Annotated in this window: 14 protein-coding genes, 1 tRNA gene and 1 other RNA gene; 15 read left to right on the top strand and 1 reads right to left on the bottom strand. The window is 73.3% G+C overall.

The annotated features are described in order from the left end of the window. Nucleotides 1-96: 96 nt before the first annotated feature. The 10 genes from F4692_RS06055 (at nucleotide 97) to F4692_RS06010 (ending at nucleotide 10,772) form a co-directional block, all read left to right on the top strand. A complete protein-coding gene (locus F4692_RS06055) occupies nucleotides 97-1,464 on the top strand; it encodes a hypothetical protein (protein ID WP_179618680.1) in 1,368 nt (455 codons plus the stop codon). 144 nt (nucleotides 1,465-1,608) lie between these two features. Then, on the top strand, nucleotides 1,609-1,920 hold the full coding sequence (locus tag F4692_RS06050) for a WXG100 family type VII secretion target (protein ID WP_179618679.1): 312 nt from the start codon (nucleotides 1,609-1,611) through the stop codon (nucleotides 1,918-1,920). Nucleotides 1,921-1,956: 36 nt separating this feature from the next. Next, nucleotides 1,957-2,247, top strand: a complete 291-nt coding sequence (locus F4692_RS06045; RefSeq protein ID WP_179618678.1) for a WXG100 family type VII secretion target — start codon at nucleotides 1,957-1,959, stop codon at nucleotides 2,245-2,247. A 201-nt stretch (nucleotides 2,248-2,448) separates the two neighbouring features. Continuing rightward, nucleotides 2,449-2,829: a hypothetical protein gene (locus F4692_RS06040; RefSeq protein ID WP_179618677.1), complete on the top strand. Its 381-nt coding sequence runs from the start codon at nucleotides 2,449-2,451 to the stop codon at nucleotides 2,827-2,829. A 3-nt stretch (nucleotides 2,830-2,832) separates the two neighbouring features. After that, nucleotides 2,833-4,200: a hypothetical protein gene (locus tag F4692_RS06035; protein ID WP_179618676.1), complete on the top strand. Its 1,368-nt coding sequence runs from the start codon at nucleotides 2,833-2,835 to the stop codon at nucleotides 4,198-4,200. 108 nt (nucleotides 4,201-4,308) lie between these two features. Next, the gene (gene eccD / locus F4692_RS06030) at nucleotides 4,309-5,691 is read left to right on the top strand and encodes a type VII secretion integral membrane protein EccD (protein ID WP_179618675.1); all 1,383 of its coding nucleotides are present in this window, start codon (nucleotides 4,309-4,311) and stop codon (nucleotides 5,689-5,691) included. A gap of 4 nt (nucleotides 5,692-5,695) precedes the next feature. Next, nucleotides 5,696-7,114 carry a type VII secretion protein EccB gene (locus F4692_RS06025; protein ID WP_179618674.1) on the top strand — a complete coding sequence of 473 codons (1,419 nt, stop codon included), beginning with the start codon at nucleotides 5,696-5,698 and terminating at the stop codon, nucleotides 7,112-7,114. After that, nucleotides 7,114-8,367 carry a S8 family serine peptidase gene (locus F4692_RS06020; RefSeq protein WP_179618673.1) on the top strand — a complete coding sequence of 418 codons (1,254 nt, stop codon included), beginning with the start codon at nucleotides 7,114-7,116 and terminating at the stop codon, nucleotides 8,365-8,367. The genes F4692_RS06025 and F4692_RS06020 overlap by 1 nt, the downstream gene beginning before the upstream one ends. 12 nt (nucleotides 8,368-8,379) lie before the next feature. Beyond that, the gene (locus F4692_RS06015) at nucleotides 8,380-9,447 is read left to right on the top strand and encodes a sugar phosphate nucleotidyltransferase (RefSeq protein WP_179618672.1); all 1,068 of its coding nucleotides are present in this window, start codon (nucleotides 8,380-8,382) and stop codon (nucleotides 9,445-9,447) included. A 23-nt stretch (nucleotides 9,448-9,470) separates the two neighbouring features. Continuing rightward, nucleotides 9,471-10,772 carry a UDP-N-acetyl glucosamine 2-epimerase gene (locus F4692_RS06010; RefSeq protein WP_179618671.1) on the top strand — a complete coding sequence of 434 codons (1,302 nt, stop codon included), beginning with the start codon at nucleotides 9,471-9,473 and terminating at the stop codon, nucleotides 10,770-10,772. Nucleotides 10,773-10,843: 71 nt separating this feature from the next. Here F4692_RS06010 and F4692_RS06005 read toward each other — a convergent pair. Continuing rightward, nucleotides 10,844-10,929: transfer RNA gene (locus F4692_RS06005), tRNA-Ser, on the bottom strand. 117 nt (nucleotides 10,930-11,046) lie between these two features. On the opposite strand from F4692_RS06005, the gene ffs reads away from it, so the two are divergent. The 5 genes from ffs (at nucleotide 11,047) to F4692_RS05980 (ending at nucleotide 15,049) form a co-directional block, all read left to right on the top strand. Then, nucleotides 11,047-11,137, top strand: an RNA gene (ffs, locus tag F4692_RS06000) — signal recognition particle sRNA small type. Between the two features lie 78 nt (nucleotides 11,138-11,215). Next, nucleotides 11,216-13,447, top strand: a complete 2,232-nt coding sequence (locus tag F4692_RS05995) for a DNA polymerase III subunit gamma and tau (RefSeq protein WP_179618670.1) — start codon at nucleotides 11,216-11,218, stop codon at nucleotides 13,445-13,447. Between the two features lie 19 nt (nucleotides 13,448-13,466). Further along, on the top strand, nucleotides 13,467-13,856 hold the full coding sequence (locus F4692_RS05990) for a YbaB/EbfC family nucleoid-associated protein (protein WP_179618669.1): 390 nt from the start codon (nucleotides 13,467-13,469) through the stop codon (nucleotides 13,854-13,856). Between the two features lie 9 nt (nucleotides 13,857-13,865). Then, nucleotides 13,866-14,462, top strand: coding sequence for a recombination mediator RecR (gene recR, locus F4692_RS05985; protein ID WP_179618668.1), 597 nt, complete (start codon nucleotides 13,866-13,868; stop codon nucleotides 14,460-14,462). Continuing rightward, the gene (locus F4692_RS05980; RefSeq protein ID WP_179618667.1) at nucleotides 14,459-15,049 is read left to right on the top strand and encodes a DUF5063 domain-containing protein; all 591 of its coding nucleotides are present in this window, start codon (nucleotides 14,459-14,461) and stop codon (nucleotides 15,047-15,049) included. The genes recR and F4692_RS05980 overlap by 4 nt, the downstream gene beginning before the upstream one ends. Nucleotides 15,050-15,057 lie beyond the last annotated feature (8 nt).

The following is a 15,057-nucleotide window of genomic DNA, read 5'->3' as shown; positions in this document are numbered from 1 at the left end:
CGATGATGATAGGTGTGCTGCCGCGGGGGCTGCACGTGCGACTACTCTCCAGCCCAAGGGTGCACGTTCAAGCGGCGACGTGAAGGGGGATCTGTCGTGTCCGACGTCGCGATGCCCGGCTCTGCCGACGCGACCATCGTGCTGAGCATCCACGGCCAGGCCGGGGTGCTCGACCTCGTCGTGCCCGCCGGGGCGACGTCGGTCGACGTCGCACGGGAGTACGCCAAGCAGGCGGACGTCGCCGGCATCCCGCTCCTGCAGACCGCGCTCGGCGAGCGGCTCAACGCCGCGGTGCCGCTCCGCGACGCCGGCGTGCAGCCCGGCGACGTGCTGGTCGCCACCAGCGGCGTGCACCGCCCGCGCAAGGTCACCCTCCTCGAGGCCGCGAAGAACGCCCCCGAGAGCCCCGAGCTCGCCTCGGTGATCGCCACCGTCGCCGCGCTCGCCGCAGCCCTCGCCGGGTGGTACGCCGGACGCGCGGGCGAGGACACGATCCGCACCGTCACCGTCGGCCTGCTGCTCGCGTGCGCCCTCGTCGGCGTGCTGCCGCTGGGCCGGCACGCCCGCCAGCGTGCCGCCGCGGCCCCAGCGTTCGCGGCCTCAGCCGCGTTCGCCGCGATCTACGAGCCGGGCCCGCACCTCCTGCCCGCCATCCTCGCCGCGGCGGCGATCTCCGCCGCCGTGGTCGCCGGCATCGGGCGTGCGCTCGCGCCGGAGGGCGACGAGGTCGCGACCGTGTGGATCGTCAGCGGGCTCACGGTCTTCGCCTGCTGCGCGATCCCCGCGATGCTGGGCTGGGACGCCCGGGTCGCGTGGACCCTGCTGGTCTTCCTCGCGATGATGGCGGCGCGCTTCGCGCCCTCGCTGGCGATCGACGTGCCCGACGAGGCGCTGCTCGACCTCGACCGGCTCGCCGTCACCGCCTGGTCGGCGCGCGACAGCCAGCGCAAGGGCCGCCGCGGGCGCATCGTCGTCGCGGCCGACGCGATGGAGCGGCTGGTGCGCAGCGCCTCGCGCATCGTCACGGGCGCCTCCGTCGCCATCCTCGTCACGGTGGTGGTCGCGAGCCCGCTGCTGCTGCACACCGCGACCATCGACCTCGACCGCATCGGCGCGCGCTGCCTCGTGTTCTTCGCCGGCTGCTCGCTGCTGCTCGCCGCCCGCTCCTACCGGCACGCCGCGGCCAGGGCGCTGCTGCGCCTCGCCGGCCTCGCCGCGCTGGTGGCCCTGGCGGCCCACCTCGTCGCCGGGCCCGGCGCCGGGCACGTCGACACGTTCTTCTACGTCGTCGTGGCCCTCGGCGTGATCGCGCTCGCCGCGGCCGTCGCCACCGGCCGCGGCTGGAGGTCGGTCTGGTGGTCGCGGCGGGCCGAGGTCGCGGAGTCGCTGTGCGGCAGCTTCGCCTTCGCCGCGGCGGTCGTGGCGGCCGGTGTCTTCCGACGCCTGTGGGAAATGACCTCCTGATGTTTAGCCCCGATTTCGTCGGGTAGAGACACGTCAGCGCGGGGGGTCGGGACGTCTCCCCGGGCACCGGATCACCAAGTCCAGTGGATCACCAACCAACAGAGAACTCGGTCGGTCAGACCGCCCGAGGGAGAAGGATCTTTCATGAGCGAGATGTACGGCCAGACAGAGAAGGCCCTCTCCAAGGGCGCCGACTTCGTCGACCAGGCCCGCGGTGACGTGAAGAACAAGTGCGGCGTGCTGTCCGGCAACATCCAGACGATGATGGGTGGCTGGGGCGGCCAGGGCGCGACCGCGTTCAACAACCTGATGATCGCGTGGGACCAGAAGCAGGAGACCATCCTCAAGGCCCTGGACCAGCTCTCCGCGTCGATGAAGGAGACCGAGCGCGACAACGTCTCCACCGACGAGTCGCAGTCCGCCAACCACGCCAACCTCCAGGGCCGTCTCGGCTGACGCCGACACCTGACTCTTCAGATCTAGGAGATCGACATGACTTTCGACGGAATCAAGGTCCAGCACGGCTCCCTCGACGCCGGTGCCGCCGACGTGATGAAGGCCGCCAAGGACATCGAGGCCCGCCTCGACCAGCTCGAGAACGAGCTCAACCCCCTCAAGTCGGACTGGAACGGTAACGCCAAGATGGCGTACGACCAGGCCAAGGCCAAGTGGGACCAGGCCATGCAGGAGATGACCCTCCTGCTGCAGCAGGCGAGCCAGGGCGTGGACGCGTCCAACGCCGAGTACAAGGCCGCCGACGCCCGCGGTGCCAACCGCTTCTGAGCGAGCACCCGCCAGCAGCACCACAGCCTGACCAGGCTTCCGAGGCCGGTCGTCCCTCCCGGGGCGGCCGGCCTCGACCCATGTCCGGACCGCGCGCGCTGAATGCGAGGCACTTTCGCCAACTCGGCCCGCGAGCGCCGTCGCGCGACGACAATGGGAGGGCGCCGGGGGTCGGCGGCAGGCGTGCGTTCGGGGGAACACGTGGGTGACATCAGGGTCGATGCGGATCTGATCAGGGGCATCTCCGCCTCGCTGCGGCTCGCCGCCTCGCACATGAGCCCCTCCTACGACCGGTTCGGCACCGAGGACGTCGTCCAGGTCCGCAGCCACGCCGACATCGACACGCTGGCCGGCGCCGAGACGCGCGCCGGCAACTTCGGGGCCTTCCACGCCGGGCAGAGCCTGCGGTCGGTCTACGAGGTCGCGCACCAGCGCACCGTCGAGGACCGGCAGGCCCAGGCCCGCAAGGTGCGCCGCTTCGCCCGCGCCCTCGACGACAGCCTCGGTGACCTCGAAGGCACCGACGAGCTGCACCGCGACCACTTCCGCCGCCTCGCGCAGCTCGCGCTCGACGAGGACTGAGACGTGCCCGGCTACTACGAGACCCAGGTCCGTCGCGCCCTGCTGACCGTCGGCGACGCCGACGTGCTCAACGAGATGGCGACCGGGTGGCGTACGTCCATCCGCGACCTCAACACCGTCGACGACCGCCTCGCCCGGGCCATCCGCGGCCTCCGCGACCGCGACCAGCTCGGCGACCAGACCCGCGACGCCGCCATCGGCGCCTTCCGCGAGATGCGCGACTACGTGGCCGACCAGCGGCTCATGCTCGGCAAGACCGCGCAGGCCCTCGACGCGGCGGGTGGCGCCCTCGGCCAGGTCAAGGCGCTCGTGCGCAGCTGGGACCGGGCCGGCGACCCCACCCCGCCGGGACGGCCGCCCGTCGCGGACCCGGCGCAGGAGGACCAGACGGAGTACTGGCGCCTCGCGACGCTCCACCGACGGCAGAGCGTGGCGTACGCCGCCGAGGTGCAGCAGCGCGAGGACGAGGCGCGGGACGCCTGGGAGTCGCTCAACCGCATCTTCGGCACCGCCGAGGACAAGATCCGCAGCGCGCACGGCATCCCGCGCGAGGAGCGGCCGACCACGGAGCCCCCTCCGGTCTACCCGCCGCCCGACTGGCCCGGACCCGAGCCCCAGCCGCCGGTGGCCGGGTGGCCCCCGCTGCCGCCCTGGCCGCCGGTCGACGAGAAGCCGCCCCCGGGCCCGAAGCCCGGGCCTGGACCCGGTCCCGGCCTGCCGCCCGGCGGTCCCGGCCCCGGCCTGTCTCCGGGCGTACCGCCCGCCCCCGAGCCCGGCCCCGGTCACCCGCAGCCCGGCGGCGGGTCGCACCCCGGTCAGCCGTCCGCGCCCTCGCACCCGACGACGACCGTGGCGGGATCCGCGCAGAGCGGCGTGACCTACGCACCCGGCGGAGCCGCGCCGGCGGCGTTCTCGCCCGGGTCAGCGGCAGGCGGTCTCGGCGCACCGATGGCGATGCCGTCACTGGGCGGCGCGGCCGGTGCCGCCGCGGGCACGGCCGCCGGTGCCGCGATGCGCGGCGCCGCGGGTGCCGGTGGTGCCGGGGCCGGCGCGCGCGCCGGCGGTGCCGGCGCGGCCCGGGGCGGGGCACAGTCCGCGAAGGGCACCGCGAAGGGTGCCGCGGGCAGCAGCAGCGGTCGCGGCGGGAGCCGTGGCGGCGGACGCAGCGGTGGCCGCGGGCTCGTCGGCGGCAAGGGCAGCCAGCAGGCGGCCCGTCAGGCGAAGTCCGAGCGCGGCGCGGGCGGTGCGGGAGGCCGCGGTGGACGCGGCGGGCGACGCAAGGACGGCGGACCGGTCGAGCGTGACGGGCTGCTCGGCACCGACGACCACTGGCTCGACGACGAGGGCACCGCGCCCGACGTGCTGCGTTGACGACACCACTCGCCTCCCCGTCACGGGATTTCGCCTAGGCTGCTCCCCGTTCAGCGCTCCGGCCCCTCGGGCGGGGTGCAGGTGCAGCACAACCAGGGGGAAACACCAATGAGTCAGGGGTCCTCGGTCGCCTCAGGCCTGGTCCGGGTGACCATCGCCTCGGGGTCCCGTCGTGTCGATCTGGTGCTGCCGGGCTCGATCCCGGTCGCCGAGCTCGTGCCGGAGCTCGCGCGCTCCGTCGGCCTCCTCGACGCCTCCACCGTCTACGGCGGCTACCGCCTGGTGACGCAGGAGGGCCGGATCCTGGCCAACAACGCCGGTCTGACGATGCAGGGCATCGAGGACGGCGGCCTGCTGACCGTGACCGCCGGTGTGGACGACAAGGCGCCGCGCGTCTACGACGACGTCGTCGAGGCGATGGCCGACGTCGTGGAGAACGAGCTCAAGCCGTGGGAGCCCGCGGCCGGGCGCCGTACGGCCCTCGGCGCCGGGAGCATCCTGCTCGGCCTCGGGGCCCTGGCCCTGCTGCTCCAGGGCGAGAGCCTGCTGGGCGGCGTCGCCGCCGCGGTGATCGCGGCGCTGCTCGTGGTCGGTGGCGTCGTCCTCGCGCGCGCCCAGGGCGAGCCCGAGGCCGGGGTCGCCGTCTCCCTGCTCGCCGCGCTCTACGCCGGGGTCGCCGGCCTGCTGCTCGCCCCGGGCGACCTGCCCGGCTGGGGGTGGCCGCTCGACGACGCCTTCTTCGTCGACCCGCTGCTGTTCGCCGGCCTCGGCGTGCTCGCGTCCGGCCTCGTCGCCGTGGTCGGGCTGCAGGACGGCCGGCCCCTGGTCATCCCGGCCATCGTGGTCGGCGCCGTCCTCCTCGCCAGCTCGGTGGTCATCCGGGTGTCGTCCTTCGAGCCCAGCGCCGTCTTCACGGTCCTGCTGACCCTCGTCGTGCTGGCCGGCAGCATCTTCCCGTGGCTCGCGCTCGGGGTCACCGGCACCAAGGTCGACCAGCTCTACTCGCTCCACGACATCACCGCCGACCCCGACGAGATCGACCCCGACGAGGTGGCCGGCGACGCCCGGGTCGGCCACGAGATCTTGCTCGCCGTCTCGGCCACCGTCGGCACGCTCGTCGTCCTGTTCGCGCCCTTCGCCGTCGGCCGCGGCGTCTACGGCACGGTCCTCGCCGCGGTCTGCTGCCTCGCCGTCATGTTCCGCACCCGCCAGTACCGCACCGGCGCCGAGGTCCTCGCAGGCCTCGCCTCCGGCATCCTCGGCCTGGTCTCGGTCGCGGTCTCCATGCTGCTCATCCACGACGGCTGGCGCGCGGGCGCCGCGATCGGCCTCGCGGGCATCGGTGCCGTGCTGCTGTCCCTGACCCTGGTGCCGGCGTCGGCCTCCGTGCGGCGCGGCCGGATGGGCGACGTCGTCGAGACGATGACGCTCCTGGCCCTGCTGCCGCTGATGGTCCTGGCCGCCGGCTTCGTCTCCGCCGTGGCGGGCTGAGGCGATGGCGACCAAGAAGGACCTCGTCGAGGCCCACGCGTTCAGCCGGCGTCGCCTCGTCACCGCGTTCGTCTCCGGCGCCCCGGGCGGCCGCGAGGTCGAGCCGGTGCGACCCGGCCGCGTGCTCATCGGCGGCGTGGCGCTGTCCGTGCTGCTCCTCGCGGGTGCCGCGATCGCGGGCTTCCTGCTCGGCCGCCCGCCCGCCCAGTGGCTCGACGAGGGCAGCTTCGTCATCTCCAAGGACACCGGCGAGCAGTACGTCGTCCTCCGCGGCGGTGACGACCCGCTGCTCCAGCGCGTCCCCAACTACGTCTCCGCCCAGCTGCTGATCGGCCAGGCCGACCTCACGCCCTACACCGTGCGCGAGAAGTACATCCGCACCGTGCAGCTCGGCGAGGACCTCGGCATCGACGCCGCCCCGGCCGGACTCCCGACGTCCGACGAGCTCGTCGACGACGGCTGGACCGCGTGCACGGGGGCAGGCGTCGGCATCAAGCTCGCGGTCCAGGAGACCCCGACGGTCGAGGACCTCACCCTGTCGGGCTTCCTCGTCCAGAGCGACGGCAAGCAGTGGCTGATCGCCACCGCGCCCCCGGTCGGCAGCCAGCAGGGCAGCGCGTACCGCTTCCCGATGCCGACCGACGAGACCCAGGCCTCGACGCTCGGCAACCGGCTCGGCTTCGGCGCGACCCCCACCGAGGTCGACGAGGAGTGGCTCAACCTGTTCCCGCCGGGCGACGCGCTCGCGCGCGAGTCGTTCGGGGTGGACGACCCCGGCGCCGCGATCTCCTACGGCGACACCGGCACCGACCTCACGCAGTTCAAGGTCGGCGACCTGCTCCTGGCCAGCACCGGCGACTACTACCTCCTCGGCGACGAGAAGCCCGAGCGGCTCAGCGACTTCGACGCGATGGTCTACGGCGTCGTCGGCGCCCAGCAGCAGGAGATCCCCGGCGACCTGTCCGCCTCCTTCGGCGACCCCAAGACGCCGGCCGAGTGGCCCAACACGGTTCCCGAGGCGATCACCAACGGCGCGATGTGCGGGGTCCTGCACCCCGAGGCGAAGTCCGACACGACCTTCAGCCTGGCCACGAACCCCACCGGTGCGGCCGACCCCGCGGAGGTCCGCTCCGGTCGCCACGAGGTGGACGTCGCGCCCAGCGCCGGGGCGTACGTCCTCGTCGGGTCCGGCCAGGCGGCCGACGCGGGGATGCCCTACGTGGTGGACACCAAGGGCGAGGCGTACGCGCTGATCGGTCCCGAGGTGCCCGACTACATCGGCTACGCCGACGTCGACCCGCCGCTCGTGCCGAGCGCGTGGATGGAGTTCTTCGAGCCCGGGGTGCCGCTGTCCACCAACGCGGCGCGCCGCCTGCCGGAGGACGCGCCGCCGCCCGAGGACGCGACGGCGGACGCGGGCTGATGGCTCCCGCACGACTGCGCACGTCGGTAGCGGCCGGCGTCCTGGCCGCGGCCGTGGTCCCGGTGTGGGCCGGGCCGGCCGTCGCCGACCACGCGGCGCCGTGCCTGACCAGCGAGGTCCCGGGGTCCGAGCAGCTCGCCGACACCCACACCGAGGACAACATCGCCTTCGACCGGATGCACGTCGAGCAGGCCCAGGAGCTCGCCACCGGCAAGGGCACGAAGATCGCCGTCATCGACAGCGGCGTCGTGCCGGTCGACGGCCTGCGACGCGTGGGCGGGGTCGCGATCGACGGCGTCACCCAGACCTTCCTGTCCGGGCACGGCACGATCGTGGCCAGCCTGATCGCCGGTCCGCGCGGCGTCGCGCCGGACGCGGAGGTCTTCGACGTCAAGGTGTTCGACGCGGAGGACGCCGACCCCTCCCAGGGCGAGCGCAAGCTCTCGTCCGCCGGCATCGTCGCCGGGATCGAGCAGGTCATCGCGCTGCAGCCGCAGCAGCGCTTCGACGTCGTCAACATCTCGCTCGCGGTGACGGAGCCCGACCCGGCCCTCGAGGCGGCGGTCGCCCGGCTGGTCGCGCTCGACGGGGTCGTGGTGGTCGCGGCCGCCGGCAACGCCGAGACCGACGGCGGCTCCGACGTCGGCCCCGGCGGCACCCCGGACAACGACGCCGACGTCTTCCCCGCCGACTACCCGGGCGTGCTCGGCGTGAGCGCCACCCCGCCGGGCGACGAGAACCCGAGCACCTACGTGGTGCCCAACAAGCAGACCGACGTGGCCGCGCCGACGCTGGGCGCGATCTCCGCCAACGCGACCGGCCAGGTGTGCGAGATCGACCAGGTCGCCACCTCGTGGGCCGCCGCCGAGGTCAGCGGGATCATCGCCCTGCTGCGCGAGCAGTTCCCCCGCGAGACCCCCGAGCAGCTCGTCGCGCGCCTGCAGGCGACCACGGAGGGGATGGGCGTGCGCGAGGACGACGACGCCGTCCGCAACCCGTGGAACGGCGCCGGCGTGGTCCAGGCGTACGACGCGCTGACCCGCCAGATCAAGCCGGGTCGGCAGGGCAGGCTGGACGCCACGGTCCCGGAGACGCGCCTCGACGCGCAGGCCCCGCCGGCCCCTCGCCAGGTCGACCTCTTCACCACGCCCCGCGCGATGCTGCTCTGGTCCGGGCTGGTCGCGGGCTCGCTGCTCGCCCTCGCCGTCATGCTGCGTCCTCTGGTCCGCCGCCCGCGCCCACCACGGACGTGATGGAATCGCGTCATGACTGACACCTCGGACGAGCCCGTCGCCGTCATCCTGGCCGGTGGCCAGGGGTCGCGGCTGTGGCCGATCAGTCGGGACCGCGCCCCGAAGCAGTTCCAGCCGGTCGTGCGCGACCGCCCCCTGCTCACCGGCACGATCGAGCGGCTCAGCGAGATCGTCGACCCGTCACGGATCCACGTCTCGACGCGGGCCCGCTTCGCCGACGCCGCCCGGGCCAACCTCGGTCCGGTGCCGGCGGAGAACCTGATCCTCGAGGAGGACCCCGCGGGCCCGGCGACCGCGTTCGCGCTCAGCATCGCGACGCTGTCCCACCTCTACGGCAACGCCCCCGCGCTCATCGCCCCCTCCGACCACCTCATCAACGAGGAGGAGGCGTTCAACGACGCCTCGCGCGACATGCTCGCCCAGCTGGAGCGGACGCCGGAGTCGATGGTCGTCCTCGGTGCCGAGCCGACCCGCTACGACCCGAGCCTGGGCTACATCCACACCAAGGGCGGCGACGGTGCCGTCGAGGTCATCGACTCCTTCCACGAGAAGCCCGACGAGTCGCTCGTCGAGGAGCTCGAGGAGTCGGGCAGCCTCTACTGGAACACCGCCTGCTACGGCGTACGCGTGAGGCAGGCGTGCGACGCCTACCGGTCCGCGCTGCCGCTGATCTTCGACTCGATCGAGCGCTTCGCCAAGGGTGGCGCCTCGCAGTCGGGCTACCGCGGCGCCGCGATCGGCGGCCACGAGATCTACCCCCTCATGTGGGCCGGCATGGAGTGCCTCGTCGTCCCGCGCCAGCTCGGCTGGACCGACGTCGGCACGTGGGTACGCCTCGAGCGCGTGCTCCACGACCAGCGCGTCACCTCCATCGGCCCGGCCCTGCAGCTCGACGCCGAGGACACGCTCGTGGCGAGCATGGACGGCCGCCCGGTCGTCACGCTGGGCGCGCGCGGGCTCATCGTCGTGACCCACGAGGACGCCGTCTACGTCCTCGACCGCCAGAAGGCCCTCGACACGCCCACCCTCGAGCGACTCCGCTCGCTCCTCGCGGCCAGCACCCGCGAGGACCTGCTGTAGACCCCGTTCTAGACAAGGAACCCATGTCCCACGAGAACAGCCAGCACATCGTCGTCGTCGGCACCAAGCCCGACATCATCAAGCAGGCGCCGATCTACCACGAGCTGCGCGACCGTGGCCACGACGTCGTGCTGTGCCACACCGGACAGCACTACGACCACAACCTCTCCCAGTCGATGCTCGACGAGTTCGGCGTGCGCGAGGACATCAACCTCGAGGTGCGCGGCGGCGTCAACGACCTGGTCTCCGGCATCACCGCCAAGCTCGCCCTCTACCTCCGGGGCTTCTCCGAGCGCGGCGGCTTCCCGATCACCTACGTCCACGGCGACACCACCACGGCGATGGCGGGTGCGCTCGCCACCTTCGGCGAGCGCCAGGCGCTGGTCCACGTCGAGGCCGGCCTGCGGACGCTGTCGCCGAAGCCCGAGGTGCTCAAGGGCTGGATCGAGCAGGGCGCCGACCTCGACTGGGCGTCCTTCCGCGAGCAGTCGATCGACCGCGCCAGCTGGTCCAAGGGCAGCCGCGAGCCCTCGCCCGAGCAGTTCAACACCCGCGTGGCCGACGCCGGCACCGACCTGCACGCCGCCCCCGTCGAGCTCAACCGCGAGTTCCTCGTCGACGAGGGCTTCGCGCCCGCCGCGATCGACGTCGTGGGCAACTCCGTGGTCGACGCGCTCGAGCAGGCCGTCGCGGGCAGCGACAAGAACCAGGTGCTCCAGAAGTACCCGCAGATGGGCGACGGCTCGTTCCTGCGCTTCTGCGTGCACCGCCGCGAGAACACCACCAACCGCGACCGGTTCAACCTGCTGATGGACGCGATGGAGGAGCTCCTCGAGCAGGGCCACCACGTCCTGTTCATCCGGCTCCTCGGCACCGAGGCGGCCATCGACAACTTCGGCCGTCGCGAGTGGCTGCACGACCTCGAGGAGAGGTACGGCGACGCGCTGATCTCGACGCCGGTCTGGGACAGCTACCTCGACGTCGTCGCGGCGATGTCGATGTGCGCGGTCATCGTCACCGACTCCGGCAGCATCGTCGAGGAGGCCAACGTGCTGCGGGTGCCGTGCGTGACGCTGCGCTTCGGCTCCGACCGCTCCGAGACGTTCCTGGCCGGCAGCAACTTCCTCGCCCCGCCCGTCGACAAGGCGCTGATGGTGAGCGTCATCCACAACGTCTTCGAGCACCGCGCCGAGCTCGACTGGGACCGCGTCTACCCCGAGCGGGCGTCGGCGATGCTGGTCGACGCCGTCGAGCGGCGGCTCGACGAGGGCAGCCTGCTGATCTCCGAGGAGTGGCGCTACGGCCTCAAGGCGCAACTGCGCTGACCGGGCGTACGCCTGGGCCCACCACGTACGACGAGGGCCCCGCACCAGCAGGTGCGGGGCCCTCGTGTCGGCGGAGGTAGGGGGATTCGAACCCCCGAGGGCTGTTAACCCAACCCGCTTTCCAAGCGAGCGCCATAGGCCACTAGGCGATACCTCCGCGGAGGAGAGTACCGGTCGGCTCGGCAGCCGGTGAAATCGCGTACGGCTCACGCCTGCGCTGCGGGCGCGTCCCCGGGTTTGGGCGGCCGTCACCGGCTCCCCTAGACTCCCCGGCAACCCCCCACGCGGCGTCACCTCGCCCAATTCCCCCAGGGCCGGAAGGCAGCAAGGGTAAGTGAGCTCTGACGGGTGCGTGGGGGGCCTCTTCATGTCCGGGCCCGGCGGGTCGGACGGCCGGTCTCCCGCGGTGGTCGCTGTGGGTGGGCCCGGTTAGGGTTCACGACGTGGAGTCACCGCTCGCGCTCTATCGCCGCTACCGGCCCGAGACCTTCCAGGAGGTCATCGGGCAGGACCACGTGACCGAGCCGCTCCGCGCCGCCCTCGCCGCCAACCGGGTCAACCACGCCTACCTGTTCTCCGGGCCGCGCGGGTGCGGCAAGACGACCTCGGCGCGCATCCTCGCCCGCGCCCTCAACTGCGCGCAGGCCCCGATCTCCGACCCGTGCGGGGAGTGCGACAGCTGCCGCGACCTCGCCCGCGGCGGGCCCGGATCGATCGACGTCATCGAGATCGACGCCGCGTCGCACGGTGGCGTCGACGACGCGCGCGACCTCCGCGAGAAGGCCTTCTTCGCCCCGGTGCGCGACCGCTACAAGGTCTACATCATCGACGAGGCCCACATGGTCACCACGCAGGGCTTCAACGCCCTGCTCAAGCTGGTCGAGGAGCCGCCGCCCCACCTGCGGTTCATCTTCGCCACGACCGAGCCCGACAAGGTGCTGCCGACCATCCGCTCGCGCACCCACCACTACCCGTTCCGGCTGATCCCGCCGCGGCTGCTCAGCGACTACCTCTCCCAGCTCGCCGGCGAGGAGGGCGTGGCGATCGAGTCCGCCGCCCTGCCGCTCGTCGTCCGCGCGGGCGCCGGGTCCGCGCGCGACACCCTGTCCGTCCTCGACCAGCTCCTCGGCGGAGCCGGCCCCGGCGGCGTCACCCACAAGCTCGCGACCGACCTCCTCGGCTTCACGCCCGACACGCTCCTCGACGAGGTGGTCGAGGCGTTCGCCACCCGCGACGGCGCCGCCGTCTTCTCGGTGGTCGACAAGGTCGTGGAGACCGGGCAGGACCCGCGCCGCTTCACCGAGGACCTCCTGCGCCGGCTGCGCGACCTCGTGATCGTCACCGCGGTGCCCGACGCCCCGGCCACCGGCCTGATCGACGTCTCCGAGGACGCCGGCGAGCGGCTCGTCGCCCAGGCCGCCCGGTTCGGTGCGATCGAGCTCAGCCGGGCGGCCGACATCGTGGCCGCCGGGCTCACCGAGATGCGCGGTGCCACCGCCCCCCGGCTGCTGCTCGAGCTGCTGTGCGCCCGGGTGCTGCTGCCCGGCGCCGACCACACCTCCGACGGCGTGATGGCCCGCCTCGAGCGGCTGGAGCGCCGCCTGGACCTCACCGGCGCGCCGACCGCCGCCGCCCAGGCGCGCGCCGCGGCTGCGCCGCCGGCGCAGACCCCTGCGCCGGCCCCGGCGCAGGCCCCCGAGTCGGCCCCCGTCCAGACCCCCGTCCAGACCCCCGCGCCCGTGGCCCAGCACGCGCCGCAGGCGGCTCCCCCCCGCGCCGACGAGCCCGGCCCGCCGCCGCCCGTGCCCACGTCGGCCCCGGCCCGCGACGACGGCCCCCCGCCGCCCCCGCCGATGCCGACCCACCAGTCGCCGCAGTCACCCCAGCAGTCCCAGCCCCAGACCCCGCAGCAGCACCAGCAGCAGCACCAGCCGCCGCCGGTCGTCGCGGAGCCCGCCCCGGAGCCCCCCGCCGCCGCCGGTCCCGACACCCCGGTAGCCGAGCAGCCCGCCGGGCCGCGGGGTGGGCTGAGCCTGGTCGACGTCCGCCGCCTGTGGCCCGACATCCTCGAGCAGACCAAGAACCGTCGCCGGCTCGCCTGGATGGTCCTGTCCCAGCACGCCCACGTCGTCGACGTCGACGGCGTGCGGCTGACGGTGGGCTTCGCCAACGCCGGGGCGCGCGACTCCTTCGTCAACGGCGGCTGCGACGAGATCCTGCGGCAGGCCGCGATCGACATCGTCGGGATGGACTGGCGCATCGAGTCGATCGTCGACCCGTCCGGTGCCGCCGCGGAGGCGCCCGTGGTCCGTCAGCCGGCCACCGAGTCCCACGCCGCGCCCGCGCCGGTCGTGCCTGCCGGCGGGCAGGACGCCCCCGACGGCCCGCCCGCCTGGGTCACCGGCGACGCCCCGCCCGCCCCGGAGGCCTCGACGCCGGCTGCTCCGGCCCCGGCGTCGGCCCCGGTCCCGGCCCCGGTCTCGGCGGCACCCGCCCGGGAGGCGCTCGAGGCCGCCCGCGCCGGCGGTCCCACCGAGCCGGCCGCGCCCGTGCGCTCGCCCGACGACGACGCCGACCCCGACGACCCCGACGCCGACTCGGCCGCGATCGACACCGAGTCCCTGCTCAGCCAGACGCTCGGCGCCAAGCTGATCGAAGAGATCAAGAACGACTGACGACGACCAAGGACCAGCGATGACCCAGAACCCGTTCGACGCCCTCGGTGGCGGCTTCGACATGAACGCCCTCCTCCAGCAGGCGCAGCAGATGCAGCAGCAGCTCGAGGAGGCCCAGGCCGCGCTCGCGGAGCAGACCGTCGACGGCACCGTCGCCGGCGGCGCCGTGAGCGTCACCGCCAACGGCGTGGGCGAGCTCGTCGCCGTCACGATCCGTGCCGGTGAGTTCGACGGCACCGACCCCGACGACCTGTCCGACCTCTCCGACCTGATCGTCGCCGCCTACCGCGACGCCCGGGCCAAGTCCGAGGCGCTCGCCGGCGACTCGCTCGGCCCGCTGACCGACGGCCTCGGTGGCGGCGCCGGTGGCGGTGGCGGGCTCGGCTTCCCGCCGCCCAGCCTGGGCTGAGGGGCTTCGTTGTACGAAGGTGTCGTCCAGGACCTCATCGACGAGCTCGGCAGGTTGCCCGGCGTCGGTCCCAAGAGCGCCCAGCGCATCGCGTTCCACCTGCTCCAGGCCGAGCCCACCGACGTGCGCCGGCTCGCCGACGTCCTCATCGAGGTCAAGGCCAAGGTGAAGTTCTGCTCGGTCTGCTTCAACGTCAGCGAGGACGAGAAGTGCCGGATCTGCCGCGACGAGCGGCGCGACCCGTCGGTGTTGTGCGTCGTCGAGGAGTACAAGGACGTCGTCGCGATCGAGCGCACCCGCGAGTTCCGCGGTCGCTACCACGTCCTCGGCGGGGCGATCTCGCCGATCGACGGCATCGGGCCCGACCAGCTCCACGTCAAGGAGCTGATGCCGCGCCTCGCCGACGGGACCGTCACCGAGGTGATCCTCGCGACCGATCCCAACCTCGAGGGCGAGGCCACCGCGACCTATCTCACGCGACTGCTCCTCCCGATGGGGTTGCGCGTCACCCGCTTGGCGAGTGGACTGCCGGTGGGCGGTGACCTCGAGTACGCCGACGAGGTCACGCTCGGCCGAGCATTCGCCGGAAGGAGATCAGCAGAATGACCGACGTCGACCAGTCCGGGCTCCCGGGGTTCGGCGAGCAGATCGCCGACAGCGTGGAGAGCTTCCTGCTCGCGCTGCGCGCAATAGCTCGCGAGGGCAACGGCGCGGAGGCGGTGTCGCTGCTGCTGCTCGAGATCAGCCAGGTGCTGCTCGCCGGCGCGCGCCTCGGCGCCCAGAACGACTTCACGCCGCGCGAGGAGTTCCAGCCCGACGTCGGTCCCGAGGCCGACATCGACGACCTCCGGCTGCGCCTCGCCGAGATGCTCGGCGGCGTCGACGACTACACGTTCGTCTTCGACCCCTACATCCCTGAGGTCGTCGAGAGCCGCCTGTCCGACGACCTCGCCTCGATCGCGATCGACCTCGAGAACGGCCTGCGCCACTTCCGCGGCGGCAACGTCGACGAGGCGCTGTGGTGGTGGCAGTTCTCCTACGTCAACAACTGGGGCAACCTCGCCGGCGCGGCCCTCAACGCGCTGATCACCGTCGTCGCCCACGACCGCTTCGACACCGACTTCGACGCCGACGCCGAGGTGCTCGAGGTCGCGGATGAGATGCTCGGGAGTGCTCCTGCGGCGCAGCCGTAGAATCGTCT

This window comes from Nocardioides cavernae (genome assembly GCF_013410035.1).
Lineage (GTDB): Bacteria > Actinomycetota > Actinomycetes > Propionibacteriales > Nocardioidaceae > Nocardioides > Nocardioides cavernae_A.
This window is presented reverse-complemented; position numbering and strand designations above follow the sequence as displayed.

What these genes read in the sequence shown, in the direction of transcription:
- F4692_RS06050 (WP_179618679.1), top strand. Translation starts at nt 1,609, where the DNA reads ATGAGCGAGATGTACGGCCAGACAGAGAAGGCCCTCTCCAAGGGCGCC.
- F4692_RS06045 (WP_179618678.1), top strand. Translation starts at nt 1,957, where the DNA reads ATGACTTTCGACGGAATCAAGGTCCAGCACGGCTCCCTCGACGCCGGT.
- eccD (WP_179618675.1), top strand. Translation starts at nt 4,309, where the DNA reads ATGAGTCAGGGGTCCTCGGTCGCCTCAGGCCTGGTCCGGGTGACCATC.
- F4692_RS06025 (WP_179618674.1), top strand. Translation starts at nt 5,696, where the DNA reads ATGGCGACCAAGAAGGACCTCGTCGAGGCCCACGCGTTCAGCCGGCGT.
- F4692_RS06020 (WP_179618673.1), top strand. Translation starts at nt 7,114, where the DNA reads ATGGCTCCCGCACGACTGCGCACGTCGGTAGCGGCCGGCGTCCTGGCC.
- F4692_RS06015 (WP_179618672.1), top strand. Translation starts at nt 8,380, where the DNA reads ATGACTGACACCTCGGACGAGCCCGTCGCCGTCATCCTGGCCGGTGGC.
- F4692_RS06010 (WP_179618671.1), top strand. Translation starts at nt 9,471, where the DNA reads ATGTCCCACGAGAACAGCCAGCACATCGTCGTCGTCGGCACCAAGCCC.
- F4692_RS05990 (WP_179618669.1), top strand. Translation starts at nt 13,467, where the DNA reads ATGACCCAGAACCCGTTCGACGCCCTCGGTGGCGGCTTCGACATGAAC.
- F4692_RS05980 (WP_179618667.1), top strand. Translation starts at nt 14,459, where the DNA reads ATGACCGACGTCGACCAGTCCGGGCTCCCGGGGTTCGGCGAGCAGATC.